This window comes from Pseudomonas nicosulfuronedens, from assembly GCF_005877905.1.
GTDB lineage: Bacteria > Pseudomonadota > Gammaproteobacteria > Pseudomonadales > Pseudomonadaceae > Pseudomonas > Pseudomonas nicosulfuronedens.
On the sequence record NZ_SWDV01000014.1, the window covers coordinates 12,742 to 38,652 of the forward strand.

Genomic DNA, 25,911 nt, shown 5'->3' on the forward strand with positions numbered 1-25,911 from the left:
ATGAACGACCAACCGCTGCTGAACTGGCGCCCTGCCGCCAGCCCCGAACGCCGCACCCTGACCGGTCGCACCATCAATCTGGCGCCGCTGGACGTCGCCCTCCACGGCGATGACCTGTGGCAAGCGCTGCAGGGCCCGGACTCCGACCCCGCGCTCTGGGACTACCTGCCCTACGGGCCCTTCCTCGAACGCGCGCCCTTCGATGCCTGGCTGGCGGGCAATGCGGCGAGCAACGACCCACTGTTCTTTGCCGTGATCGACCGCGCAAGCGGCCGCGCAGTCGGCCTGCTCAGCTACCTGCGGATCTTCCCCAAGGACGGCAGCATCGAGATCGGCCACATCGCCTACGGCCGCGTGATGCAGCGCTCGCCGGCCTCCACCGAGGCGGTCTACCTGCTGGCCCGCTGGGCCTTCGAGATGCGCTACCGCCGCCTCGAATGGAAGTGCAACGCGCTCAACGCCCGCTCCATGCGCGCCGCCGCGCGCCTGGGCTTCGTCTTCGAGGGCACCTTCCGCCAAGCCACGGTGGTGAAGGACCGCAACCGCGATACAGCCTGGTTCTCCATCATCGACAGCGAATGGCCACGCTGCCAGCAGGCCTTCGAGCGCTGGCTGGACGCGGCCAACTTCGATGCCAATGGCCGGCAGAGAGAGCGGCTCGAGGCCCTGCGCCAGAGCTGATCTTTTCATTCTCCGGGAACTGCCCGGTGCGCGAAGGATCGGTGATACTGAACCTTTCGCATCGCAGTCCCGGAGACCACCATGAGCAGCGACATCCAGACTCCCCGCGTCGAGCAGGTACAGATCGACCAGTTGCCCTGCTGGCGCATCCATACCGCCCATGGTGAAGCCCTGATCGCCCAGCAGGGGGCGCAACTGCTCAGCTACCAGCCCCACGAACAGTCGCCGCTGGTGTGGCTGAGCGAGACCGCCGAGTACCACCACGGCCAGTCCGTACGTGGCGGGGTACCGGTTTGCTGGCCGTGGTTCGGCAACCTGGAGCGCAACCCGGTCGAAGTCCGTACCGCCTACCGGAGCGACAAGGCACCCGCACACGGTCTGGTGCGCGCTGTAGATTGGCAGTTGGACGATATCGCTGACGAACTGGGCCAACTCTCCGTGCATTTCAGCTTCGATGCACGCAACGGCCTGCCCGGCTGGGCGCACTCGGCGCGACTGGAAGTGGTGATGCGCTTCGGGGAGCGCCTGACGCTGGAGATGACCACCCACAACCTGGGCGATACGCCGTTGCCGGTCAGCCAGGCGCTGCACACCTACTTTGCCGTGGGCGACGTGCGCCAGGTCAGCATCGACGGGCTGCAGGGCTGCCGCTACGTGGAAACCCTGGAGAACTGGGAGCTGCGCGAGCAGCACGGGGTGGTGCGCATCGCCGGGGAAACCGACCGCATCTACCTGGACCTGGAGAAACCGCTGGTGATCCGCGATCCGGTCTGGGAGCGCGGCATCCACCTCCAGGCCAGTGGCTCGCGCTCGGCGGTCGTGTGGAACCCCTGGATCGACAAGGCCGCGCGCCTGTCGCAATTCGCGGACGACGCCTGGCAGGACATGCTCTGCATCGAGACCGCGCGCGTCTGGGACGACGTGATGAGCGTGGCGCCAGGGCGCAGTGAAACGATGAAGGTGGAAATCTGGAGCGAACCGCTGGAAGCGTGATCCTCCCGTAGGGCGCATGACGCGCCAGCGTTATCCGCCGTAGACGGTGCGGCGAATCGGCGTACAACCGCGAACGGTTGTACGCCCTACGTAAAGCCTTACAGGTCGCTCTCTTCCACCGGCCGCACCTTGGCGTCGTCGATGGCGTAGGCCGCGTCGGCCAGGTCATTGCTGACCTTCTCCACCTTCAGCGTGCCGCTGACCCAGATCGGGTTGTAGATATCATCGATCTGGATCCCCTTGGGGTAGCGCACCAGCACGATCTGGTTCGGCGGCGGCGGCGGCACGTGGATGCAGGCGCCCGGGTAAGGCACCAGGAAGAACTCGGTCACGCGGCCCTTGGCGTCATTCTCCAGCGGCACCGGGTAGCCGCCCAGACGCAGCGCCTTGCCATTGAGGGCGGCCACTGTCTTGGTGGAATACATCACCTGCGGCAGCTTCTTGTCGGACTGTTTCAGCCCGCCCTTGTTGGTGAAGGTGCCGTTGGCCTCGGGGCCGTTGTGGGTGATTTCCGGCATGTCTTCCAGCGCCTTGCGGTCGCTGGGCGGCATCAGGGACAGCCAGTCGGTTTCGGGAAGTTCGGCGGCGGACGCCAGGGAGGTCAGCACTATCAGACAACAGGCGAGCAATGGTCGGCGCATCGTGGACTCGAAAGGCCCGGTCGGGCACAGGCGGGATATTCCTCCAGCACCCTCCCCCTGGCGGGAGAGGGCCGGAAATCACCGTCAATTCTTCTTGATCAGCCCGTAAATGACCAGCAGCACGACGGCACCGATCACCGCGCCGATGAAGCCTGCCGCCTGGCCGGCTGCGTAAATGCCCAGGGCCTGGCCGCCGTAGGTGGCCAACAGCGAGCCGCCGATACCGATCAGGATGGTCATGATCCAGCCCATGCTGTCATCGCCGGGCTTGAGGAAGCGTGCGATGAGTCCAACGATCAGGCCAATGACGATGGTTCCGATTAATCCCATGACAAACCCTCCTTGTGGGTTGAGCGCTGTGGATGCGCGCTTGTCATGGGACAGTGTAGGAAACGCCAGCGTTCCGTGTTTTGCCACGGTCCAGAGCGGCTACCCGTGTTTCGCGAGCCTTGCATCACTGCGCGAACTCACCATGAAAAAAGCCGCGCCAGTGATTGACGCGGCTTTCTCTAGTCACCTTGCCCGAAGGGCCGTCAGACTTTGGCGATCAACGCCTCGACCTCGGCGATGCGCGCCTTCAGGGTCGGCAGGTCGGCGCTGCGCAGGGTGGCGTGGCCAACCTTGCGCCCGGCCTTGAACGCCTTGCCGTAGTGGTGCAGGTGGCAGTCGGCGATGTTCAGCACGTCGGCCACCGGCGGCACCTCACCGATGAAGTTGAGCATGGCGCTCTCGCCCACTTTCGCGGTCGAGCCCAGCGGCAAGCCGGCGATGGCCCGCACGTGGTTCTCGAACTGGCTGCACTCGGAACCTTCGATGGTCCAGTGGCCGGAGTTGTGCACGCGCGGCGCGATTTCGTTGGCCTTCAGGCCGCCGTCGACCTCGAAGAACTCGAAAGCCATGACGCCCACGTACTGCAGCTTGTCCAACACCCGGCCGACGTAGTCTTCGGCCAGCGCCTGCAGCGGGTGGTCGGTGCTCGCCACGGACAGGCGCAGGATGCCGTTCTCGTGGGTGTTGTGCACCAGTGGGTAGAAGCGGGTCTCGCCATCGCGGGCGCGTACCGCCACCAGCGAGACTTCGCCGGTGAAGGGCACGAAGCCTTCGAGGATGCACGGCACGCTGCCCAGCTCGGCAAAGGCGCCGCTGACGTCCTCGGTCTTGCGCAGGACCTTCTGGCCCTTGCCGTCGTAGCCCAGGGTGCGGGTCTTCATCACCGCCGGCAGGCCGATGCTGGCCACCGCGGCGTCAAGGTCGGCCTGGGACTGCACGTCGGCGAAGGCCGGGGTCGGAATCCCCAGGTCCTTGAACATGGACTTCTCGAACCAGCGGTCACGGGCGATGCGCAGCGACTCGGCGTTCGGATAGACCGGCACGAACTGCGAGAGGAAGGCCACGGTCTCGGCCGGCACGCTCTCGAACTCGAAGGTCACCACATCGACTTCATCGGCCAGCTGGCGCAGGTGGTCCTGGTCGCTGTAGTCGGCGCGGATGTGCTCGCCCAGGGACTGCGCGCAAGCGTCCGGCGCCGGGTCGAGGAAGGCGAAGTTCATGCCCAGCGGGGTGCCCGCCAGGGACAGCATGCGGCCCAGCTGGCCGCCACCGATGACACCGATCTTCATGGTCGTACTCAGGCCTCGCGCGGATCGGGATTGTCCAGCACCGTCTCGGTCTGGGTGGCGCGGAACTGCTTCAGCGCCTCGTGGTATTGGGGGTACTTGGCGCCCAGGATGCTGGCGGACAGCAGGGCTGCGTTGGTGGCACCGGCCTTGCCGATGGCCAGGGTGGCGACCGGGACGCCCGCGGGCATCTGCACGATGGACAGCAGCGAATCGACACCCGAGAGCATGGAGGACTGTACCGGCACACCGAGCACCGGCAGGTGGGTCTTGGCGGCGCACATGCCCGGCAGGTGGGCGGCACCGCCGGCGCCGGCGATGATCACTTCGATGCCGCGGCCATCGGCCTCTTCGGCGTACTGGAACAGCAGGTCCGGAGTACGGTGGGCGGAAACCACCTTCACTTCGTACGGAATGCCGAGCTTGTCCAGCATGTCTGCGGTGTGGCTCAGGGTGCTCCAGTCGGATTTGGAACCCATGATCACGCCAACCAGTGCGCTCATCGTCGTGCCTCTCTCAAGTGCGCTCTTGGGCGCGTCAGAAACCAACAAGCCACGCTCGTCGGAGGCGTGGCTTGTACGTGGCCAAACCGGCGGGCAGTGCCGGCTTGAAGGCGGCGCAGTATACCGCAAAGGATGTGGCGCAGTGCACTGGGCATGACCGTTGGTCCCGATTTCGTCATTCCGACACCGGCAAGGCCTGCGACGATCTCGGAAGATACTTCGCAAGACCATTCGCAGGAGACAGGGAAAAAGCTTGCCGCAGCTCAAGATGGCCTAGGCTCAGAGGCTCAGACTCGTCTGACACGTACCTGCCCGGATGGGGCAGGCCCCTCCCCCTTCAAGGAGCGAGCGCAATGTCCACGACCCTGCCCACGACCATGAAAGCCGCCGTCGTCCACGCCTTTGGCGAGCCGCTGCGGATCGAGGAAGTCAAAGTCCCGCTGCCCGGCCCCGGGCAGATCCTGGTGAAGATCGAGGCCTCCGGCGTCTGCCATACCGACCTGCACGCCGCCGAAGGTGACTGGCCGGTGAAGCCCAGCCTGCCGTTCATTCCCGGCCATGAAGGCGTCGGCTTCGTCGCTGCCGTGGGTGCCGGCGTGACCCGCGTGAAGGAAGGCGATCGCGTCGGCGTACCCTGGCTGTACACCGCCTGCGGCTGCTGCGAGCACTGCCTGACCGGCTGGGAGACTCTCTGCGAGAGCCAGCAGAACACCGGCTACTCGGTGAACGGCGGCTATGCCGAATACGTGCTGGCGGACCCGAACTATGTCGGCATCCTGCCGAAGAATGTCGGCTTCACCGAGATTGCGCCGATTCTTTGCGCAGGCGTCACGGTCTACAAGGCACTGAAGGAAACCGAGGCACGCCCTGGCCAGTGGGTGGCGATCTCCGGCATCGGTGGCCTGGGCCACGTCGCCGTGCAGTACGCCAAGGCCATGGGCCTGCACGTGGTGGCCGTGGATGTCGACGACGCGAAGCTGGAACTGGCGCGCAAGCTCGGCGCCAGCCTGACCGTCAATGCGAAGAAGGAAGACCCGGTCGAAGTGGTGCAACGCGATATCGGCGGCGCCCACGGCGTGGTCGTCACCGCCGTGTCCAACAGTGCCTTCGGCCAGGGCATCGGCATGGCCCGCCGCGGTGGCACCGTGTCGCTGGTCGGCCTGCCGCCGGGCGACTTCCCCACGCCGATCTTCGACGTGGTGCTCAAGGGCCTGCACATCACCGGCTCCATCGTCGGCACCCGCGCGGACCTGCAGGAAGCCCTGGACTTCGCCGGCGAAGGCTTGGTGAAGGCCACTGTCGCCGCCGGCAAGCTGGATGACATCAACGCCATCCTTGATCGGATGCGTGCCGGGCAGATCGAAGGGCGGATCGTCGTCGAGATGTAAGCGCACCAGGCTCTGTGCAGGATGGCGTGGAGCGCAGCGATACCCATCAATGGCGGCGTTGGCTGCATGGGTATCGCTGCGCTCCACCCATCCTACAAAAGCGTCCGGCCTCAGCCTCAGAACTCTACCGTCGTCGAAATCTCGAACTGCCGCGGCTCGCCGACGGCGACGTAGAGGTTGTTCGCCGCCGACGGGTAGTAGGTGCGATCGAACAGGTTCTTCACGTTGAACTGGAAGCCGACGTTGTGGCCACCGAGCTTCGTGTCGTAGCTGGCGAAGGCATCGGTGACGGTATAGGACGGCAGCTCGAAGGAGTTGGCCGGGTCGCCCGCGCGCTTGCCGACGTAGCGCGGGCCGCCGCCCAGGCGCAGGTTGTCGCCGCCGAAGATCGAACCAGCGTCATACACCGCTGCCAGCGAGGCCGTTTCCTTGGCCACGTTCTGCAGGCGGTTGCCTTCCAGCTCCGGGTCTTCGGTCACTTCCGCGTCCAGCCAGGCGTAGCTGCCGATCAGGCTCCAGTTCTCGGTCAATTGCCCGGTCACGTCCAGCTCCGCGCCATAGGAGCGCACCTTGCCGGCGGTACTGACGCGGCTGTCGCCGTTGGCGTCGAGCTGGGTGACCATCACGTTGCGCTTGCGGATATCGAAGAACGCCAGGTTCGCGGTCACGCGGCCGGGGATGTCGAGCTTGCCGCCGATCTCCCAGGAGGTCGCCTCTTCCGGCTGGATCGCCGAGTCGATGACCTCGCCGGTGGAGAGCGGCGCAATGGTGGAGTTGGGCTTGAACGACTGGGTGTAGCTGCCGTAAAGCGACATCTCGTCGTTGATCTTGTAGATCACCCCGGCGCGCGGCACCCACTTCTGCCCGCTGATGTCGGTATTGGCCTTGAACGGCCGGCCGCGCCCGGCGTACTGGTCGTACATCTGGTAGCGCCCGCCGGCGACGAGGATCCAGTGGTCATCCAGGTGCCAGGAATCCTGCAGGAACAGCGAATCGCTGCGCAGCTTGTCGGTCTGGTCGCTGTCACCTGAGCTGACCGCCGTGGCCGGGGAAATCTGCCCGTAGACCGGATCGAGGTAGTTGAAGGTGGTGTTCTTCGTGTCGCGGATCAGGTCGGCGCGGTAGATCTTGCGCTTCTCGCTGTCGATGCCGAAGGTCAGCTCGTGGCGAAAACCGCCCAGTTGCAGGTCGCCGTTCAGGCCGGCAGTGGCGAAGCTGTCGCTGCTCACCGCGCCACGGGTCGCGTCGGTACGGCGGGTCAAGGTGCCGTTGCTGTTGACCTTGGTGACGCGGGCCTGATTGTCGTCGTAGGTCTCGCGGGTCCAGCCGTAGGCGAAGTGCGCCTTCCAGGCATCGTCGATGCGGTGCTCGACGTCCAGCCGGGTCAGGTCGGAGCGGCCCTCGGTGATGTTGAACGGCTCGTCCAGGCGGCGCGTGCGCGGAATATCCAGCGGCTTGTTGGTACGCGGGTCGATGGCAGTGCCACGGTCGAACGGCGTCTTGAACTCGCGATGTTCGTAGCTGAGGTTGACCGTGGTGTCCTCGCCGAACCACGCCAGTGAGGGTGCAACCAGCGTTTCGCGCTGCTGACCGAAGTTGCGCCAGTAGTTCTCGTCCTGGTGATCGACGATCAGCCGGTAGGCCAGGTTCGTCTCGCCCAGCGGGCCGGTGGTGTCGATCTGCGCACCGCTGCCCTGCTTGCCATGGGCATAGGTCGAGCCACGCAGGGTGACGGCGTTGTACTGCTGCAACTGTGGCTTCTTGCTCACCACGTTGACCACACCACCCGGGTCCTGGATGCCGTAGAGCAGCGAAGCCGGGCCCTTGAGCACTTCGACATGATCGGCAGTGGCGGTGAGGTTGCGGCCCAGCACAGAGGGCAGCCCATCGCGCATGATCGAGCCGTCGCGGTTGTCACCGAAGCCGCGCTTCATCACCGCGTCCTGGGTGCCGCCGAGGGTGTTGGCCTGGGTCACGCCACTGATGTTGCCCAGCGCGTCGTCGAGGTTGCGCGGCTTCTGGTCGCGCAGCGCCTGGGCCGGCACGGTGACGATGCTCTGCGGGGTTTCCAGCACCGGCGTGTCGGTGCGGCCGATGGAGGCCACTGGCGCCGGCTGGTAGCTGGTGGAGGCTGCCTGCCCGGTGACAGTGGTGTCGGTGAGGCTGAGGGTGTCGGCCGGCAGACGCTCCAGGGTCAGGGTGCGGCCGTCGAGGGCGCGGAAGCGGTAGCCGGAACCAGCGAGCAGACGGTTCAGCGCGTCGTTGGCGCTGAGCTGGCCGGAAACTGCCGGGGCCTTGAGGTCGTAGGGTGCCTCATCGGTGTAGACCACGCTGAGGCCGGTCACCCGGCTGAACTCGCTGAGCGCCTGGGGCAGCGGCTGGGCCACGATGGAAAAGCCGAACCGCGCCTGCAGTGCCGGGCTGGTTACAGCCTCTGCGGCCAGCACAACCGGAGCCTGGGCGGCAGCCAGGGCGGCACCGAGCATGAAGACGGCGAGAGGTTTCAGGGACAGTTCGGGAACAGCGCGGCGCAGCGGGGTCATCGGGGGCTCACTTGCTCGAAAGGTCGATTACACATGCGAATAAATCGCATTCATGACCACTACACGGAGCAGCCGCCTCGGTACCTCACCCTTTTTCGAAAATATTTTTCGCGCTCAGCGAATCAGCACGAAGCGCCCAAGCAGCGGCTGCTGGCGGAAGCCCACCACCGCCTGCAGCGAATCCAGCGCGGCCTGCGGGTCCGCGCTGCGGAAACTGCCGCTGACCCGGCGCTGCGCCAGCTCTTGATCGAGCAGCACGATGCGCCCCGGGTAGTAAGTGCCCAGGCGCTCCAGTACCTCGCCCAGCGGCGCGCGGTAGAAGGTGAGCCAACCCTGGCGCCAGGCCAGTGCAGCCTGGGCATCGGCGGGCTGGGCCTCGCCCAGTCTGGTGCCGTCGATGCCGACGCGCTCGCCCGCGCCGAGCACCACTTCCGGCGCGCCCGCCGCGTGGCTGCCACGCACCGAGACGCGGCCTTCGGCGACGGTGACACGGGTCTGCTCACCCAGGCGACGGACTTCGAATTCGGTACCCAAGACCCGCGCCTCGCCTTCACCGGCACGCACCACGAAGGGCCTGGGCAGATGCTTCACGGCAAAGGAAGCGGCGCCGCGCAACAACTCGACGCGGCGTTGTTCGCCGTCCAGGGAGACGGCGATGGCGCTGTCGGCGTCCAGGGTCAGGCGCGAGCCGTCAGCCAGGGCGATTTCCTTCACCTCGCCCGGTGCGCTGACATAATCGGCGGAGAAGTCCGTCAGCCAGTTAGCCGGCTTCCACCAGCCACCCGCCCAGAGCATCAGCAGCAGGCAGGCGGCGCTGGCCAGCGGGTAGGTCCAGCGTCGGTGGTTACTTTGCGGGCGACGAGACGCGGGGCGGTCCATCGCGGCCAGATAGGCGCTCAATGCATCGCCCTCTTCCGCCGCCAATCGCTGCGCCGGCGTGGCACTCGCCTGCCAGAGCGCATCGACTTCGGCATAGGCACGGGCATGTAGCGGGTCAGCCGACAGCCACGCCTGGAAGGCGCCCATCCACGCGCCCCCGCCGGCGTCGTTCAGACGCAGCAGCCACTGGCGCGCCTGGCGCTGGGCGTCCTCGGGCGAGGTGGCAATATCGGGCTTCATCGGTCGGCGGCTCCACGGCGAGTAGCCGGCGCGGCAAGTTCGAGACTCGCCTTGCAGGCATCGAGGGCGCGCATCATATGTTTTTCCACCGCGCTCTGTGAAAGCCCCATGGCCGTGGCGATCTCGCCGTAGGTGCGGCCGTGCACGCGGCTGAGCAGGAAGATATGGCGGGTGCGTTCGGGCAACTGGCGCAGGGCACTTTCTACGAGGTCCAGTTCGGCTCCGGCCTGCACCGCCTGTTCGGGCGATGGCTGCGCATCGTCGTCATCCGGCAGCAGCGCGCTCAGGGTGCGGCCGCGTGAGTCCTCACCGCGCAGGTGATCAATGGCGAGGTTGCGCGCACTGCGCAGCAGGTAGCTGCCGAGCTCTTCCACCGGCGCCTGCGGACGCTTCCAGAAGCGCAGGAAGAGGTCCTGCACCAGGTCCGCCGCGGTGGCGCGGCAGCCGACGCGGCGCTGCACCAGGGCTTCCATGCGCGGGCGCTGGGAGAGGAACACCTGCAGGAAATCCTCGCGCGGCAGCGATTCGGCGGACGCCGTGGCGTCCGCCGCGCAGGGCTCGGCCGGGCGGTCGGAATGGGACATCGGGGGTGCGTGCTCGCCAGCGGTCCGCACCGAAGCCGGCGCGAGGGGAAGACCCTGGAAAGTCGCAAATGATAATGCTTATCAAATAAACGGAACAGCCCCGATCGTCCGTCTCGCCCTCAGGGCGTCTCGTCCAGCCCCAGGCCGCCTTCCAGCTTGCGCCACAGCAGGCGAATCTGCGCCTTGCGCACCAGGGCGCAGCGGTACAGGCGGATTTCCTGCGGGACGATCCAGTGCGGGCCGCCGCACAGCGCCAGCTCGCCGCGCGCCAGCTCGGACTCCATGCTCAGGCGCGGCACCCAGGCCACGCCCATGCCTTGCAGTGCCATGCTTTTAAGGCTGTCGGCCATCGCCGTCTCATAGACGGTGGTGTAGCGCAGGTTGCGCTGGCGCAGCAGCAGGTTGACGCCACGACCGAGGAAGGCACCAGCGCTGTAGGCCAGCAGCGGCACACTCTGCCCACTGTCGAGGTCGTAGAGCGGCACACCGGCGGAGTTTACCGCGCACACCGGCAGCATCTCGGTACGCCCCAGGTGCAGCGAAGGGAAGACTTCCGGGTCCATCTGCAGGGCGGCGTCCGGGTCATAGAAGGCCATCATCAGGTCGCAGCCGCCTTCGCGCAGCAGGTGCACCGCTTCGCCGACGTTGGTCGCCACCAGGCGGCTGGCGATGTTCAGGCCCTCGGAGCGCAAGCGCGAGATCCACGCCGGGAAGAAGCCCAGCGCCAGGGAGTGCGCGGCGGCGAACTGCAGCACCTCGCCCTGCCCACCTTCCAGGTGGTGCAGATGGCGTACTACCTGGCCCAACTGCTCGACCACCGCGCGGGCGGTGACCAGGAACAGCTGGCCGGCCTCGGTCAGCTCGATGGGCGTGCGCTGGCGGTTCACCAGGGTCAGGCCGAGGGCATCCTCCAGGCTACGAATGCGCCGGCTGAACGCTGGCTGGGTAACGAAGCGCTTTTCAGCGGCCTGGGAAAAACTGCGGGTGGTGGCCAGGGTGCTGAAGTCTTCCAGCCATTTGGTCTCGAGGTTCACGTCAACTCCAACGCGGTCACGCACTGATCGATTGGTCAGGAGCCGGGCGCGCGTAGCACAGTCATACGCTCGCCGTCATCAATTCGTCACAGGGTACATTATGCCGTTCGTGCATGAGGCAGCCTTTAACAGCATTGGCCGACGAAAGGCGAAAACCCTAGTCTACCGGGCATCGCGGCACTGGCCGTGTTTCCCTGAGACAATCCCCGTCATGTCCCCTGTTGCATCGTTCCGCATCGAGAAAGACCTCCTCGGCACCCTCGAAGTACCTTCTGACGCCTACTTCGGCATCCAGACCCTGCGCGCTGTGAACAACTTCCGCCTTTCGGGCGTGCCGCTGTCGCACTACCCGAAGCTGGTCGTAGGCCTGGCGATGGTCAAGCAGGCGGCAGCTGATGCCAACCACAAGCTTGGCCACCTGTCGAACGAGAAGCACGCTGCCATCAGCGAGGCCTGCGCCCGCCTGATCCGTGGCGACTTCCACGACCAGTTCGTGGTGGACATGATCCAGGGTGGCGCCGGCACTTCCACCAACATGAACGCGAACGAAGTGATCGCGAACATCGCGCTGGAAGCCATGGGCCATGCCAAGGGTGAGTACAAGTACCTGCACCCGAACAACGATGTGAACATGGCGCAGTCGACCAACGACGCGTACCCGACCGCCATCCGCCTGGGCCTGCTGCTCGGCCATGACACCCTGCTGGCCAGCCTCGACAGCCTGATCCAGGCCTTCGCCGCCAAGGGCGTCGAGTTCGCCGACGTACTGAAGATGGGCCGTACCCAGCTGCAGGACGCGGTGCCGATGACCCTCGGCCAGGAATTCCACGCCTTCGCCACCACCCTGGGCGAAGACCTCGACCGCCTGCGTCGCCTGGCGCCAGAGCTGCTGACCGAAGTGAACCTCGGCGGCACCGCCATCGGCACCGGCATCAACGCCGACCCCGGCTACCAGAAGCTGGCCGTCGAGCGCCTGGCGCAAATCAGCGGCCACCCGGTCGTCCCGGCCGCCGACCTGATCGAAGCCACCTCCGACATGGGCGCCTTCGTGCTGTTCTCCGGCATGCTCAAGCGCACCGCGGTCAAGCTGTCGAAGATCTGCAACGACCTGCGCCTGTTGTCCAGCGGCCCGCGCACCGGCATCAACGAGATCAACCTGCCGCCGCGCCAGCCGGGCAGCTCGATCATGCCGGGCAAGGTCAACCCGGTGATCCCGGAGGCCGTGAACATGTGCGCCTTCGAAATCATGGGCAACGACCTGGCGCTGACCATCGCGGCCGAAGGCGGCCAGCTGCAGCTGAACGTGATGGAGCCGCTGATCGCCTACAAGATCTTCGACTCGATCCGCCTGCTCCAGCGCGCCATGGACATGCTGCGCGAGCATTGCATCACCGGCATCACCGCCAACGTCGAGCGCTGCCACCAGCTGGTGGAGCACAGCATCGGCCTGGTCACTGCGCTGAACCCGTACATCGGCTACGAGAACTCCACCCGCATCGCCAAGATCGCGCTGGAGACCGGCCGCGGCGTACTGGAACTGGTTCGCGAGGAGAAGCTGCTGGACGAAGCCACCCTGGCCGACATCCTGCTGCCGGAAAACATGATCGCCCCGCGCCTGATTCCGCTGCGCGCCTGATCATCCGCCCGGCGCGAGCCGGGCACGTCTCACCGGTTGAGGGGGAGTATTCCTCCCTCACCTTTCAGGGATTGGTTACCCCCGATCCCTTCTTTTATGCCCGGCGCGGCGGACTTGTCCGAAGCGCCACGTCTCACCGGTTGAGGGGCCTTCCGGCCCACTCTCCTTTAGAAGGGACACCGCTTACCCCGGTGTCCCCTTTTTTTGCCTGCGATTTAGGCACGGCGAAGAACATCTCGGACGGATAGCTCTGCACTCGGTTCAGCCCTCACCCCAACCCTCTCCCAGGGGGAGAGGGGACCGTTCGGAGCAGGGTGAAACCTCAGCGTCAGTCGGCAGGATCTGCCCTCTCCCTGAGGGAGAGGGCTGGGGTGAGGGGAAAAGCCCAGGCACGGAGTTAGGCCGGGCGAACCTGTAGCGCCCCGGCAGAGATGGGCTGCGCAGGAGAGGACTCAGCCCGCGATCAGCCTGAACTGCGAAAAGAGACGCGCGGAGATCAATCCTGCCGTTGCAGGTGATCGAGAATCCGCCGGTTGAGGGCGGCGATACGCTCCACGGCGTCCGCCTCGTCGCACTCCTCGTCCTGCGCGCCGAGCTGGCGGGCACAGAGGTTGAGCGCGGAAAGCACCATCAGCTCATTGCTGGTGACGTAGGGGAATTTCTTCTTGCTGGCGGTGATCTCCGCCTGCAACAGCGCGGCCGCGTCCTGCAGCCGGCGCTCTTCACCGGCCGGCGCCCGGACGCTGTAGTCGCGCCCGAGGATGCGCAGGACGCGGACGCCGTCGCCACTCATGCGTGGGTGCGGCTGTCGCTGACGCGGCGGATCAGCGCCTGCAGGCGGGTGGCCGTGGCGTTGTGCTTCTCTTCCTGTTCCATCAGGGACAGCTGCAGGCTGTCGTTTTCCTCACGGGCCTTGAGCAGTTCTTCACGCACAGTGGCGTTGTCCTGCACCAGCACTTCGTTCTGCTGCAGCAGTTCGGCGACCAGTTGTTCAAGCTGTTCGAGGGTGGAATCGAGCATGGGAGCCTCCGCAAAGCCTTTCAAAGGGTGCGGAGGATAAAGAAAGGGGCGCGGCGGGGCCAGCAGAAACGGGAATCTTCTGACAAGCAGTATGCTGTCAATTCAATAGCTTACGAGATAATTCTCGTGTTATTTCAATAATTTCCGACCACCCGTGTAATTTCGACCGGAAATTCGCCATCAAGGTTCGCTGCCGCGCCGATGGTGAAGAATCCTGTAGGAGCGAGCTTGCTCGCGAACAACCTCCTCTGCGATGCATGGTTCGCGAGCAAGCTCGCTCCTACCAAAGCCATGAGGTCAGACGCGGATCACACCTTCCTCTCGCAGCAGCTTGAAGATCGCCTCGGCGCCCGCCTCGGGGGTGACGTCCTTGAGCACCTGCCCGGTACCGCCGGAGGCCTTGGCAGTGGCGGCCTTCATGCGCTCGGCACCGGTCTTGGCCTTGATCACCTTCAGGCGCTTGGGACGCGGGCGCGCCGGTTGCAGATTGCCTTCGGCCAGCAGCGGGTCGTCCACCACTTCCACTTCGTGAGCCTCGAGATATCCCCGGCGCGCCGGGCCGAAAGCGCTCTGGCGTGCCACCGGAGCGGCGTTGTCGACGCTGGCGACGAAGGGCAGGCGCACCTTCAGCCGGCGGCGCTGGCCACGGGGCAAGGCCTGCAGCACCTGGGCGCTGCCCCCTTCCACCTTCTCCACTTCCGCCAGGCCAACCACCAGCGGCCAGCCCAGACGCTCGGCCAGCAGGAATGGCAGCATGCCGGAGCCTTCGCCGGTTTCCGCCTGGGTGCCGGTGAGGACCAGTTGCGCATCGCTGTCGCCCAGATAGGCCGCCAGCGCCGGCAAGGCGTCGGCGCCAGCGGGCTGTTCCAGCACCGCCAGCTCGTCCAGGCCCATGCCGAGGTAGCCGCGCAGCGCTTCTTCTCCTGCGTCGCCGGCATGCACCACGCGCAGGCGCTTGCCGGCGAGGCTCATGCCCAGCTCTACCGCGCGGGCATCCTGTTCAGCGCGACGCGCACGGCCGGACGCCGGGTGGGCGCCGATGGAAACCAGGGCGACGATGTTCATGTCATTCATCAGACACCTCCGGAACGGTGTAGGAGCGAGTTTGCTCGCGAAGCTTTTGGCTTGGCAGGTTCGCGAGCAAGCTCGCTCCTACGAAGAGCAGTCCAGGTTCAGGCCGCATCGCGCGCGGCTCCATTGCGATGCGCTTCGGCCAGGGCCATCAGTGCCTTGAGGATCGCCGTGGAATCGCCGATCACCGAGAGATCGGCGCGTTTGATCATGTCGCAGCCCGGGTCCAGGTTGATCGCCACCACCTTGTCGCAGGAGCCGATGCCCTGCAGGTGCTGGATCGCCCCGGAAATGCCGACCGCCAGATAGACCCGTGCGGTGACCCAGGTACCGGTGGCGCCGACCTGGCGCGCGCGCGGCATATGGCCGTCGTCCACCGCCACGCGAGACGCGCCTTCGGTGGCACCGAGGGCGACGGCGGCGCGATGGAACAGGTCCCAGTCCTTCACACCATTGCCGCCGGAGAGGATGAATTCCGCTTCGGCCATGGGAATCTGCGCCGGGTCCACGGCAACCGGGCCGAGGTCTTCGATGCGCGGGATGTTGCGCGCGACACTGGAATCCAGTTCGACCGCACGGGCTTCATGGCGGGTTTCACTGACCGGCTCGGCGCACTCTGCGGCGGCGAGGATCAGGCGTGGCAGCTCGCGGTGCAGGTCCTGCTGGCCGGCGCCGGCACGGCCGACGCAGCGCTCACCTTCGGCCTGCCAGACGCGGGTCGCCGGGCGTTCGCCCAGGCTCGCGGCCAACCGGCGGCCCAGCTCGCCACCGCCGCTGCGGCTGTCGGGCAGCAGCCAGTGGCGCGGGGCGAACTGGCTGTTCGCCGAACGCAGCGCCAGCACCCGTTGTTCCGGGGCGTAGCCGTCGTACTCATTGCCTTCGACCTGCAGCAGACGGTCGATGCCAGCTGTGTCGAAGGCGCTTTCCTTGTGCTCGCCGAACACCACGGCCAGCACCGCGCCGTCACTACCGGCAAGCTTGCGAGCCAAGCCCAGCAGATCGCGGTCGTGGCTGGAAAGGCGGCCGCCGACCATGTCCGGCACCACGGCGATGAAGAACGCCGGTTGTTCGACGGTCACCAGCGGCAGCTGCACCACTTCCGGCGCGCTGCTGCGCTTGCCGCCGGTGCCCTGCTGGCCACCGGAGCGGTCGATTCGTTTGACGCCATTGGGGCCGATGAAGCCGACTGCATGGGGATTCTTGCGGACCACACCGTTGGGGCCCATCCAGCGGGTTTCGCCGCCCTGGGCCGACTGCATCGCCGCGTGCAGCGGGTGCAGGCGGTTGCGGGCGATCCATTCGGCGCGCGGGTCGCGGCGGATGATGTCGCTCATGACTGGGTCTCCAGGGCGAACAAATTCTGTGCAGGAGCGAACGTGTTGGTATTGACGCTCGGGCTACCCTCTCCCCCCGCCCTCTCCCTGAAGGGAGAGGGAGCTATCCGTGCTGCCCTACGGGTAATAGCGCTTGCGGACAATTCGGTGCAGTGTGATACCCAGCTGAAGCTGCGATCCGCCGCCGCACGAACGGTCCCCTCTACCTTCGGAGCGGGGCGCTCAGCCAGGGTTAGGGAGAGGGCCTGCGGACTCACAGCCAGCACTGGATTTAATGCGAAGGACGACGCTCTCATCACTGCACCTCCACCGCTGCTTCACGGCGCGCCAGCGAGGGCTTTTTTGCCGGCACCTCGGTGGCCTCGATGAGGACCTCGGCAACCAGTTCGGCGATGTCCTTGATTTCCGGGCGCGGTGCGACCACGCCTTCAAGCATCGCGGTGCACTGCGGGCAGCCCACGGCCACCAGCTCGGCGCCGGTTTCCTTGATGTCGGCCATGCGCATGTCGGGAATCCGCTGCTTGCCGGGGATGTCGGTAATCGGCGCGCCGCCGCCACCGCCGCAGCAACGCGAGCGGAAGCCGGAGCGGGCCATCTCCTTGACCTCGATGCCGATGGCCTTGAGCACAGCACGTGGAGCTTCGTATTCGCCGTTGTAGCGGCCGAGGTAGCACGGGTCGTGGTAGGTCACGCTGCCGGCCTTGCTCTGGCCGAGGTTCAGCGATCCCTTCTGCACCAGTTCATCGATGAAGGTGGTGTGGTGCAGCACCTGGTAGTCGCCGCCCAATGCGCCGTACTCGTTCTTGAGCACGTGGAAGCTGTGCGGGTCGCAGCTGACGATGCGCTTGAAGCGGTACTGGGCCAGGGTGGCGATATTGCGTTTGGCCAGGGTCTGGAAGGTGGCTTCGTCACCCAGGCGGCGAGCCACGTCGCCGCTGTCGCGCTCTTCCAGGCCGAGCACGGCAAAGTCGACGTTGGCGGCCTTGAGTATCTTCACGAAGGAGCGCAGGGTGCGCTGGTTGCGCATGTCGAAGGCGCCGTCGCCAACCCAGAACAGCACATCGGTCTGCTGCTTGTCGGCCAGCAGTGGCAGGTTCAGGTCCGCCGCCCAGTTCAGCCGCCCACCGGGCGCAAAGCCGCCGGGGTTGTCGGTGGCGATGAGGTTTTCCAACACCTCGGCGCCCTTGTTCGGGGTCGCGCCCTTTTCCAGGGTGAGGTGGCGGCGCATGTCGACGATGGCGTCGACGTGCTCGATCATCATCGGGCATTCCTCGACGCAGGCGCGGCAGGTGGTGCAGGACCAGAGGGTCTCGGCATCCACCAGCGCCTTGCCGTCCAGCGCGACGATCGGCTGGTGCGGGCCGCCGCTGTGTTCGCCCAGGGGTTTACCGCTGCCGTCAAGGGATGGGTAAGGCGAGCCGGCGAAGTTGGCGTCGCTGCCACCGGCCAGGCCGATGACCATGTCCTGGATAAGTTTCTTCGGGTTCAGCGGCTGGCCGGCGGCGAAGGCCGGGCACATGGCCTCGCACTTGCCGCACTGCACGCAGGCGTCGAAGCCGAGCAACTGGTTCCAGGTGAAGTCGGTAGGTTTCTCGACGCCTAGCGGCGCCATGGGGTCCTGCAAGTCCAGCGGCTTCAGACCGGTGGAGCGGCCGCCACCGAAGCGTTCGGCGCGACGGTGCCAGGCCAGGTGCAGGGCGCCGGCGAAGGCGTGCTTCATCGGCCCGCCCCAGGTCATGCCGAAGAACAGCTCGGACACGCCCCAGGCCACGCCGACGGCGAGGATGGCCGCGAGGAACCAACCGCCGAAGCCTTCCGGCAGGATGCCTGCCACCGGCAGGGTGGCGATGAAGAAGCTCGCCGAGAACATCAGCAGGCTTTTCGGCAGACGCATCCACGGGCCCTTTGACAGCCGCGACGGCGGATCGAGGCGGCGCTTGGCGACGAACAGAGCGCCGCAGAACATCAGCGCAGTGGCGGCCAGCAGGGCGAAGCCGAGGATGCGGCTGTGCAGGCCGAAACCATGCACCAGGATCGCCAGCAGCGCGGCGGCGACGAAGCCGCCAGCGGTGGCCACGTGGGTTTTCGACATGTACTTGTCGCGCTCGACCACGTGGTGCAGGTCCACCAGGTAGCGGCGCGGCATCTTCAGCAGGCCGCCAACCCAGTCGACCTCGGCGGGCCGGCCACGGCGCCACATCGCAAAGCGCTTCACGGCGCCCAGCACGGCGAGGCCGAGGGCGCTGAAGAGCAGGATGGGGAGGATGATGTTGAGCATTGTCATGGGTCTCCTCGCAGGGACCGGAGTCGGTGCGGGACGGCCGTAGGATGGGTGGAGCGCAGCGATACCCATGCTGCCTCGACAATCGATGGGTATCGCAGGCTCCACCCATCCTACGGAGGCGTTAGAAGTCCTTGCACAGCCTCAAGGCGTCATAGATCGCCGCATGGGTGTTGCGCTGGGCCACGCAGTCGCCGATGCGGAACAGCAGGTAGCCATCGCCTGGCTCGCTCAGGCACGGCTGCGGCTTGATGGCGAACAGCGCCTCGACGTCGATCTGGCCCTTGTTGCGCGAGCCCTGCTTGAGCGCGTAGTACAGGCTCTCGTCCGGACGCACGCCGTTCTCCACGACGATCTGGTCGACCACCCGCTCCTCTTTGGCGCCGGTGTATTCGTTCTCCAGCACCGCTACCAGCTTGTCGCCCTCGCGGTAGACCTTTTCCAGCATCAGGTCGCCGGTCATGATCACTTCCTTGGGGTACATGCTGCGGTAGTAGGTCGGGAAGGTGGTGCCGCCGATGGCCACGCCGGGCTTGATGTCGTCGGTGACGATCTCGACCTGGGCACCCTTGTCGGCGAGGAAGTCCGCCACCGACATGCCGCTGAATTCGCAGATGGTGTCGTAGACCAGCACGTTCTTGCCCGGCGCCACTTTGCCGTCGAGCACGTCCCAGCTGCTGACCACCAGCCCGTCGGCAGCGCCCCAGTGCTCGTTCTGCTCAAGGAACGGGTGGCCGCCGTTGGCCAGCACCACCACATCAGGGCGCAGGTCCAGGATGGTGTCGGCGTCCGCGCCGGTGCCCAGTCGCAGGTCGACGTTCAGCCGCGCCAGCTCCAGCTGGTACCAGCGGGTGATGCCGGCGATCTGGTCGCGCTGCGGGGCCTTGGAGGCGGTGGTGATCTGCCCGCCGAGTTGCTCCTTCTTCTCGAACAGGGTGACGTCGTGGCCACGCTCGGCGGCGACGCGAGCCGCTTCCATGCCCGCCGGGCCACCACCGACGACCACGACCTTGCGCTTCACGCCGGTGGTCTTCTCGATGATGTGCGGCACCCCCATGTACTCACGGGACGTGGCGGCGTTCTGGATGCACAGCACGTCCAGGCCCTGGTACTGGCGGTCGATGCAGTAGTTGGCGCCGACACACTGCTTGATCTGGTCGATCTGGCCCATCTTGATCTTGGCGATCAGGTGCGGGTCGGCGATGTGCGCGCGGGTCATGCCGACCATGTCCACGTAGCCGCCTTCGAGGATGCGCGTGGCCTGGTTCGGGTCCTTGATGTTCTGCGCGTGCAGCACCGGCACGTTGACCACTTCCTTGATGCCCGCCGCCAGGTGCAGGAACGGCTCCGGCGGGTAGGTCATGTTCGGGATGACGTTGGCCAGGGTGTTGTGGGTGTCGCAGCCCGAACCGACCACACCGATGAAGTCGATCATGCCGGTATCGCTGTAGTACTTGGCGATCTGCTTCATGTCGTCGTGGGTGAGGCCGTCCGGGTGGAACTCGTCACCGCAGATGCGCATGCCGACGCAGAAGTCGTCGCCGACTTCCTTGCGCACGGCCTTGAGCACTTCCAGGCCGAACTTCATGCGGCCTTCGAAGGTGCCGCCCCACTCATCGGTACGCTTGTTGACGCGCGGGCTCCAGAACTGGTCGATCATGTGCTGGTGCACGGCGGACAGCTCGACGCCGTCCAGGCCGCCCTCCTTCGCCCGGCGCGCCGCCTGCGCGTAGTTGCCGATCACGCGCCAGATCTCTTCCGGCTCGATGGTCTTGCAGGTGGCGCGGTGCACGGGCTCGCGGATGCCCGAGGGCGACATCAGGGTCGGCCAGTTGAAGCCGTCCCAGCGCGAGCGGCGACCCATGTGGGTAATCTGGATCATGATCTTGGCGCCATGCTTGTGCATGGCGTCGGCGAGGTTCTGGAAGTGCGGGATGATGCGGTCGGTGGAGAGGTTCACCGAGCTCCACCACTCCTGCGGGCTGTCGATGGCGACCACGGAGGAACCGCCGCAGATGGCCAGGCCGATGCCGCCCTTGGCCTTCTCCTCGTAGTACTTCACGTAGCGCTCGGTGGTCATGCCGCCATCGGTGGCATACACCTCGGCGTGAGCGGTGGAGAGCACGCGGTTACGGATGGTCAGCTTGCCGATCTGGATCGGCTGGAACATTGCCTCGAAAGCCATTGCGGCATCCTCACGGGATCAGAGGTTTCTTGTTGTGTTGGCGGCCCTCGGGCCGCCCGTGCCGAAGTCGTGGATCAGAGGGGTTTGACGACGAACAGGCCGTCGTCGTGGCCTTCCTCGGCGCCGCTGTAGACCTGCTCGGCCACGGTGCGGATGTCGCTGCCGCGCGCCTGGAGGATCTGGTCCATGGCGCCGGCGAACCAGCCGGTGAACATGTAGTCGACCTTGCGGTTGACCTTGCCGTAGACGTACACGAAGGCCGAGTGCTTCAGGCGCACCTGGGCAGTGCCCTTGTCGAGGTCGATCTGCTCGATCTGGAACAGGCCCCAGCCGCGCTGGGACAGGCGCTTCATGTAGTGCTCGAAGACTTCCACGCCGACCAGGCCGTGGCACTCGGCTTCCTTCTCGCACCAGTGCCAGGCGGACTTGTAGCCGGCCTTGTAGAGGATTTCGGCGTAGCGTTCGGCGCCCAGCTCTTCCTCGATACCCATGTGGTTGTTGACGAAGAAGTGCCGCGGTACGTAGAGCATCGGCAGGGCGTCGGAGGTCCAGACGCCGGTTTCGCTGTCGACTTCGATGGGCAGTTCGGGGGCGTGTTTGGCCATGGTGGCAAGACTCCAGAATTCGTGTGTGCGGTTGCCCTCTCCCCAGCCCTCTCCCTGAAGGGAGAGGGAGCTATCCGTGCATGCGGAGGTTCAGGTGCATGCCGGCGGCTCTGCTCCCCTCTCCCGCTTGCGGGAGAGGGGCTGGGGGAAGAGGGCGCTGTTGAGGTTGAATCACTCGCCCCAGACTTCGCCGAGGATGCGCACCCAGTTCTCGCCCATGACCTTGCGCACCACGCGCTCGGGCATGCCGCGCTTGAGCAGGGTCTCGGTGAGGTTGGGGAATTCGCCCACGGTGCGGATGCCCAGCGGGTTGACGATCTTCCCGAAGTTGGTGAGGCGGCGGGCGTACCCCTTGTCGTGGGTCAGCCACTCGAAGAAGTCCTGGCCGTGGCCCTGGGTGAAGTCGGTGCCGATGCCGATGGCGTCCTCGCCGACGATGTTCATCACGTACTCGATGGCTTCGGCGTAGTCGTCGATGGTCGAGTCGATGCCCTTGGCGAGGAAGGGCGCGAACATGGTCACGCCGACGAAGCCGCCGTGGTCGGCGATGAACTTCAGTTCGGCGTCGGACTTGTTGCGCGGGTGTTCTTTCAGCCCCGACGGCAGGCAGTGGGAATAGGTGACGGGCTTCTTCGACTCGAGGATGACTTCCTCGCTCGTCTTGGAGCCGACGTGGGACAGGTCGCACATGATGCCGACGCGGTTCATCTCCGCGACGATCTCGCGGCCGAAGCCGGAGAGGCCTCCATCGCGCTCGTAGCAGCCAGTGCCGACCAGGTTCTGGGTGTTGTAGCACATCTGCACGATGCCCACGCCCAGCTGCTTGAAGACCTCGACGTAGCCCAGCTGGTCCTCGAACGCGTGGGCGTTCTGGAAGCCGAAGAGGATGCCGGTCTTGCCCTGTTCCTTGGCCTTGCGGATGTCGGCAGTAGTGCGCACCTGCTGCACCAGGTCGCTGTTGTCGCGGATCAGCTTGCTGCTGGAGACGATGTTGTTCACCGTCGCCTGGAAACCTTCCCACACCGACACGGTGCAGTTGGCGGCGGTCAGGCCGCCCTTGCGCATGTCTTCGAACAGCTCGCGGTTCCACTTGGCGATGATCAGGCCATCGATGACGATGCTGTCGGCGTGAAGTTCGGCTGGGCTCATCTTGGCGTCTCTCTATTCAGGCAAGGCTGGTGCGGCGGGACTTGTGCCGACGCTTTGCAGGCAGGATATCCCTGCCCCCGGAGGCGACCCGGTTCGAAAGCGACCAGGGTCATACCGAAAGCGTCAACCTCGCGACATGGGCGACAGCGTTTGCGTCGCGCAGGGGAATGCGTCCCCGCACGAAGGCCCGGAAGCCGCGAATTACCGAGTGAGGTGAGATTCAGAGCCGAGACGTAGGATGGCGTGGAGCGCAGCGATACCCATCAATTCACGCCCGCGCCGATGGGTATCGCTTCGCTCCACCCATCCTACAAAGAGCACAGCGACAGGGATCAGCGCTTGCGCCAGCAGGCGAAGAGGTTCCACGCCACCAGGCCGGTGACGAAGGCGGAGCTGCTGTAGAAGAGCATGGCGTCCAAGTGGATTCCTCTTCAACGACAGCGCCCCCGCAAAGGGGCGCTGGGTGGCGGGGTCTTACTTCTCGGCGACCAGGCGGGCGTGGGCGGATTCTTCGCCCAGGTTGTTGAGCATCCGCTCGCTGTACCAGTCGAGGAAGTTGATCACGCCGAACTCGTAGGTCTTGGAGTACGGCCCCGGCTGGTAGGCGGTGGAGTTGATGCCGCGCTGGTTCTCTTCGGCCAGGCGACGGTCCTGGTCATTGGTGGCATCCCAGACTTCGCGCAGGCGCGCCACGTCGTAGTCGACGCCTTCCACCGCATCCTTGTGCACCAGCCACTTGGTGGTGACCATGGTCTGCTGCGCGCTGATCGGCCACACGGTGAAGACGATCAGGTGGTCGCCCATGCAGTGGTTCCACGAGTGCGGCAGGTGCAGGATGCGCATCGAGCCCAGATCCGGGTTCTGGATGCGGCCCATGAGCTTCTTGCTGCCCTGCTTGCCGTCCATGGTCATGGACACGGTGCCCTGCAGCAGCGGCATGCGCACGATGCGGTTGCGCAGGCCGAAGCTGGCGTGGGCGTAGGGAATCTTCTCGGCATCCCAGGCGGTGGTGCAGGCGGCGACCTGGTCCTTGAACGCCTGGCTGGCGCGCGGGTCGGTGACGTCGTCCCACTCCAGCAGGGTGTTCAGCAGCTCCGGGTGCGAACCGTTGCAGTGGTAGCACTCGCGGTTGTTCTCCAGCACCAGCTTCCAGTTGGCCTTTTCCATCAGCGTGGTCTGTACCGCGACCTTGGTGTTCTCCATGTCGTACGGCTCCATGTAGTGCTCGAGCGTACGCAGGAAGTCATCGATGGCCGGCGGGTTCTCCGACAGCGAGATGAAGATGTAGCCGCCGGCGGTCTTCACGTTCACCGGTTTCAGGCTGTAGTTCTTCATGTCGAAGTCGGCGCCCATCTCGGTGCCGGCGAACAGCAGGCGGCCATCCAGCTCGTAGGTCCACTGGTGGTAGGGGCAGACCAGCTTGGCGACCTTGCCCTTGTCGCTCACGCACAGGCGCGAGCCGCGGTGGCGGCAGACGTTGTGGAAGGCGTGGATCTTGCCCTCGGCGCCCCGCAGGACGATCACCGGGTTGTCACCGATCTGCAGGGTGAGGAAGTTGCCCTTGGCGGGGATCTCGCAGGTCATGCCGGCGATCAGCCACTCCTTGTGGAAGATCTCCTGCATGTCCAGCTGGAACAGGCGCTCGTCGTTGTAGAAGGGCTGCGGCAGCGAGAAGCTGTGGTCGCGGGTGCGCAACATCTCGGCGGTGGCCTTGCGGGCCGGTTCCAGCGGGTCGCCCAGACTCAGGGTAGCGGTGACGTCCATTGCTAGGTCCTCATGCCGCAGCCCGGTCGGGCTGCCGGCGGAAATAAGTGGCTGATACGGTTTGCCACGCAGGGCATTTGCGGCAGGTGTCAGGCGCGCCGAGTGCGCCGTTTCCCGCCGTCTCGCTCAACCTGGGGGTTGCTCGGCATGGAGCTGAGTGTGGGGCCGCGACCGGTGAATACCCTTATCCATGGGCGACACGGCCAGATCATTTCCCGACGCGCAACGGCACGTCCCAGGCGGCAGGTCGCGATAAGCATGCAAATGTCGCTGGCAGGTAAATGCAGCGGGCATCCTCGTGCACACAATCCGCCCCATCAGGCATGCCGAAAGGCCCCGTGCTTTCTACGTCCGCGCGACGCAGGCAAGCGGGCCCCGGCGCTGCCCCATCAGGCCCAGCACGGCCCGCGTGCGCGGAGAGACAGCATGTCGACGAACAACTTCCTCAATCCGGTGAACACCCAGACCTGGGCCAACGGGCGCCACCTGGTGCGCTGCGTGAAGGCCATCCAGGAAACCTGGGATGTGCGCACCTTCTGCTTCATGGCCGACGCGCCGATCATGTTCTTCTTCAAGCCGGGGCAGTTCGTCACCCTGGAGCTGGAGATCGACGGCCAGCCGATCATGCGTTCCTACACCATTTCCAGCTCGCCCTCGGTGCCCTACAGCTTCTCCATCACCATCAAGCGCGTGCCCGGCGGCAAGGTCTCGAACTGGTTGCACGACAACCTCAAGGAAGGCGATCAGGTCCCGGTGCACGGGCCAGTGGGCAACTTCAACGCCATCGACTTCCCCGCGGAAAAGGTGCTGTTCCTCTCCGGCGGCGTCGGCATCACCCCGGTGATGTCCATGTCGCGCTGGTTCTTCGACACCAATGCCAACGTCGACATGGTCTTCGTGCACAGCGCGCGTACGCCCAAGGACATCATCTACCACCGCGAGCTGGAGCACATGAACTCGCGGATCAACAACTTCAAGCTGTACCTGGTCTGCGAGAAGTACGAGATGGGCGAGTCCTGGGCCGGCTACCGGGGCTTCCTGAACAAGGCGATGCTGCAGCTGATGGCGCCCGATTACCTCGAACGCGAGGTCTTCTGCTGCGGCCCGACGCCGTACATGCACGCGGTCAAGCGACTGCTCGAAGCCGAGGGCTACGACATGTCGCGCTACCACGAGGAGGCCTTCGGCCCGACCCCGCCGGAAGTGCGCGCCGACGTGAAGGAGCTGGCCGCCGAAGCGGCCGAGGCGCCGGCCGTGCCCCTGGCCGATCAGAACCTCGTTGAGTTCTGCGAAACCGGCAAGAGCATCCGCGTGGCACCCGGCGAGACCGTCCACGCCGCCGCCGCGCAGCTCGGCCTGCACATTCCCAAGGCCTGCGGCATGGGTATCTGCGGCACCTGCAAGGTGATGAAACGCTCCGGCGAGGTGGAGATGGAGCACAACGGCGGGATCACCGACGAAGACGTCGCCGAGGGCTACATCCTGTCCTGCTGCAGCGTGCCCAAGGGCGACGTGGTGATCGAGTACTGATCACAGCCTGCCCCCACCTGTCCCACACGTTACCCACTGAGTTATCCACAGGCTGAAGGTGTCCCGAGGCAAGCTCGGAGACACCTCTGGCCGAACCGCCTGGCCGCCTCGATCCCGTCTGCAACCCGCATGCCACGTGGCTTTCGCCTTGTGCGCGAGCACGCCGGACAGGCGCGCGCGGAGGCCCAGCCACGGGGCTTTGCGGGCACCGGCTGCGACGAATATCCACATTCG

22 protein-coding genes are annotated in these 25,911 nt (G+C 65.8%); 5 read left to right on the forward strand and 17 right to left on the reverse strand.

Translation table 11 applies throughout. From position 1 onward, the window contains the following. Entirely contained in the window at window positions 1-681 is a 681-nt protein-coding gene (locus tag FAS41_RS13945; protein ID WP_138523177.1) for a GNAT family N-acetyltransferase, read from the forward strand. Window positions 682-762: 81 nt separating this feature from the next. Further along, window positions 763-1,674: a D-hexose-6-phosphate mutarotase gene (locus FAS41_RS13950; RefSeq protein ID WP_138523179.1), complete on the forward strand. Its 912-nt coding sequence runs from the start codon at window positions 763-765 to the stop codon at window positions 1,672-1,674. Window positions 1,675-1,772: 98 nt separating this feature from the next. Here the strand turns inward: FAS41_RS13950 and FAS41_RS13955 are convergent, their stop codons facing one another. From FAS41_RS13955 to purE, 4 genes are all read right to left on the reverse strand, one after another. Further along, complete coding sequence (locus tag FAS41_RS13955) at window positions 1,773-2,315, reverse strand: DUF3299 domain-containing protein (RefSeq protein ID WP_045214119.1); 543 nt, start codon at window positions 2,313-2,315, stop codon at window positions 1,773-1,775. An 84-nt stretch (window positions 2,316-2,399) separates the two neighbouring features. Next, a complete protein-coding gene (locus tag FAS41_RS13960; RefSeq protein WP_138523182.1) occupies window positions 2,400-2,645 on the reverse strand; it encodes a GlsB/YeaQ/YmgE family stress response membrane protein in 246 nt (81 codons plus the stop codon). 203 nt (window positions 2,646-2,848) lie between these two features. After that, entirely contained in the window at window positions 2,849-3,934 is a 1,086-nt protein-coding gene (locus tag FAS41_RS13965) for a 5-(carboxyamino)imidazole ribonucleotide synthase (protein ID WP_138523184.1), read from the reverse strand. A gap of 8 nt (window positions 3,935-3,942) precedes the next feature. Continuing rightward, on the reverse strand, window positions 3,943-4,434 hold the full coding sequence (gene purE, locus FAS41_RS13970; protein ID WP_017521570.1) for a 5-(carboxyamino)imidazole ribonucleotide mutase: 492 nt from the start codon (window positions 4,432-4,434) through the stop codon (window positions 3,943-3,945). Between the two features lie 353 nt (window positions 4,435-4,787). Here purE and adhP point away from each other — a divergent pair, with 353 nt between their 5' ends. Then, complete coding sequence (gene adhP / locus FAS41_RS13980; protein WP_038803792.1) at window positions 4,788-5,822, forward strand: alcohol dehydrogenase AdhP; 1,035 nt, start codon at window positions 4,788-4,790, stop codon at window positions 5,820-5,822. Window positions 5,823-5,938: 116 nt separating this feature from the next. On the opposite strand, the gene FAS41_RS13985 is transcribed toward adhP, so the two are convergent. The 4 genes from FAS41_RS13985 to FAS41_RS14000 all read right to left on the reverse strand — a co-directional run bounded on the left by FAS41_RS13985 (window position 5,939) and on the right by FAS41_RS14000 (window position 11,102). Then, a complete protein-coding gene (locus FAS41_RS13985; protein ID WP_138523186.1) occupies window positions 5,939-8,365 on the reverse strand; it encodes a TonB-dependent siderophore receptor in 2,427 nt (808 codons plus the stop codon). A 114-nt stretch (window positions 8,366-8,479) separates the two neighbouring features. Beyond that, window positions 8,480-9,484 (reverse strand): FecR family protein, encoded by a 1,005-nt coding sequence (locus tag FAS41_RS13990; RefSeq protein ID WP_138523188.1) that lies wholly within the window; start codon window positions 9,482-9,484, stop codon window positions 8,480-8,482. Then, window positions 9,481-10,068, reverse strand: coding sequence for an RNA polymerase sigma factor (locus tag FAS41_RS13995; RefSeq protein ID WP_246084874.1), 588 nt, complete (start codon window positions 10,066-10,068; stop codon window positions 9,481-9,483). Before FAS41_RS13995 ends, FAS41_RS13990 begins: the two co-directional genes overlap by 4 nt. A gap of 119 nt (window positions 10,069-10,187) precedes the next feature. Continuing rightward, a complete protein-coding gene (locus FAS41_RS14000) occupies window positions 10,188-11,102 on the reverse strand; it encodes a LysR substrate-binding domain-containing protein (protein WP_045214108.1) in 915 nt (304 codons plus the stop codon). Between the two features lie 211 nt (window positions 11,103-11,313). On the opposite strand from FAS41_RS14000, the gene FAS41_RS14005 reads away from it, so the two are divergent. Next, complete coding sequence (locus tag FAS41_RS14005) at window positions 11,314-12,738, forward strand: aspartate ammonia-lyase (RefSeq protein WP_138523189.1); 1,425 nt, start codon at window positions 11,314-11,316, stop codon at window positions 12,736-12,738. Window positions 12,739-13,234: 496 nt separating this feature from the next. On the opposite strand, the gene FAS41_RS14010 is transcribed toward FAS41_RS14005, so the two are convergent. The 9 genes from FAS41_RS14010 to gbcA form a co-directional block, all read right to left on the reverse strand. Further along, window positions 13,235-13,531, reverse strand: a complete 297-nt coding sequence (locus tag FAS41_RS14010; protein WP_138523192.1) for a cell division protein ZapA — start codon at window positions 13,529-13,531, stop codon at window positions 13,235-13,237. Next, entirely contained in the window at window positions 13,528-13,758 is a 231-nt protein-coding gene (locus tag FAS41_RS14015; RefSeq protein ID WP_138523195.1) for a hypothetical protein, read from the reverse strand. The genes FAS41_RS14010 and FAS41_RS14015 overlap by 4 nt, the downstream gene beginning before the upstream one ends. Before the next feature lie 297 nt (window positions 13,759-14,055). Continuing rightward, a complete protein-coding gene (gene etfB / locus FAS41_RS14020) occupies window positions 14,056-14,832 on the reverse strand; it encodes an electron transfer flavoprotein subunit beta (RefSeq protein ID WP_138523197.1) in 777 nt (258 codons plus the stop codon). A 98-nt stretch (window positions 14,833-14,930) separates the two neighbouring features. Next, the gene (etfA, locus tag FAS41_RS14025) at window positions 14,931-16,163 is read right to left on the reverse strand and encodes an electron transfer flavoprotein subunit alpha (RefSeq protein ID WP_138523199.1); all 1,233 of its coding nucleotides are present in this window, start codon (window positions 16,161-16,163) and stop codon (window positions 14,931-14,933) included. A 295-nt stretch (window positions 16,164-16,458) separates the two neighbouring features. Beyond that, complete coding sequence (gene dgcB / locus FAS41_RS14030) at window positions 16,459-18,441, reverse strand: dimethylglycine demethylation protein DgcB (RefSeq protein ID WP_138523443.1); 1,983 nt, start codon at window positions 18,439-18,441, stop codon at window positions 16,459-16,461. Between the two features lie 127 nt (window positions 18,442-18,568). Further along, on the reverse strand, window positions 18,569-20,629 hold the full coding sequence (gene dgcA, locus FAS41_RS14035; protein ID WP_138523201.1) for a dimethylglycine demethylation protein DgcA: 2,061 nt from the start codon (window positions 20,627-20,629) through the stop codon (window positions 18,569-18,571). 74 nt (window positions 20,630-20,703) lie between these two features. After that, window positions 20,704-21,234 (reverse strand): 4-vinyl reductase, encoded by a 531-nt coding sequence (locus FAS41_RS14040; protein ID WP_138523203.1) that lies wholly within the window; start codon window positions 21,232-21,234, stop codon window positions 20,704-20,706. A 171-nt stretch (window positions 21,235-21,405) separates the two neighbouring features. Then, on the reverse strand, window positions 21,406-22,383 hold the full coding sequence (locus FAS41_RS14045; RefSeq protein ID WP_138523204.1) for a dipeptidase: 978 nt from the start codon (window positions 22,381-22,383) through the stop codon (window positions 21,406-21,408). 474 nt (window positions 22,384-22,857) lie between these two features. Next, window positions 22,858-24,147 (reverse strand): glycine-betaine demethylase subunit GbcA, encoded by a 1,290-nt coding sequence (gbcA, locus tag FAS41_RS14050; protein WP_138523205.1) that lies wholly within the window; start codon window positions 24,145-24,147, stop codon window positions 22,858-22,860. A gap of 426 nt (window positions 24,148-24,573) precedes the next feature. Here gbcA and gbcB point away from each other — a divergent pair, with 426 nt between their 5' ends. Beyond that, window positions 24,574-25,677 carry a glycine-betaine demethylase subunit GbcB gene (gene gbcB / locus FAS41_RS14060; protein WP_138523206.1) on the forward strand — a complete coding sequence of 368 codons (1,104 nt, stop codon included), beginning with the start codon at window positions 24,574-24,576 and terminating at the stop codon, window positions 25,675-25,677. The last annotated feature ends 234 nt before the right edge of the window (window positions 25,678-25,911 follow it).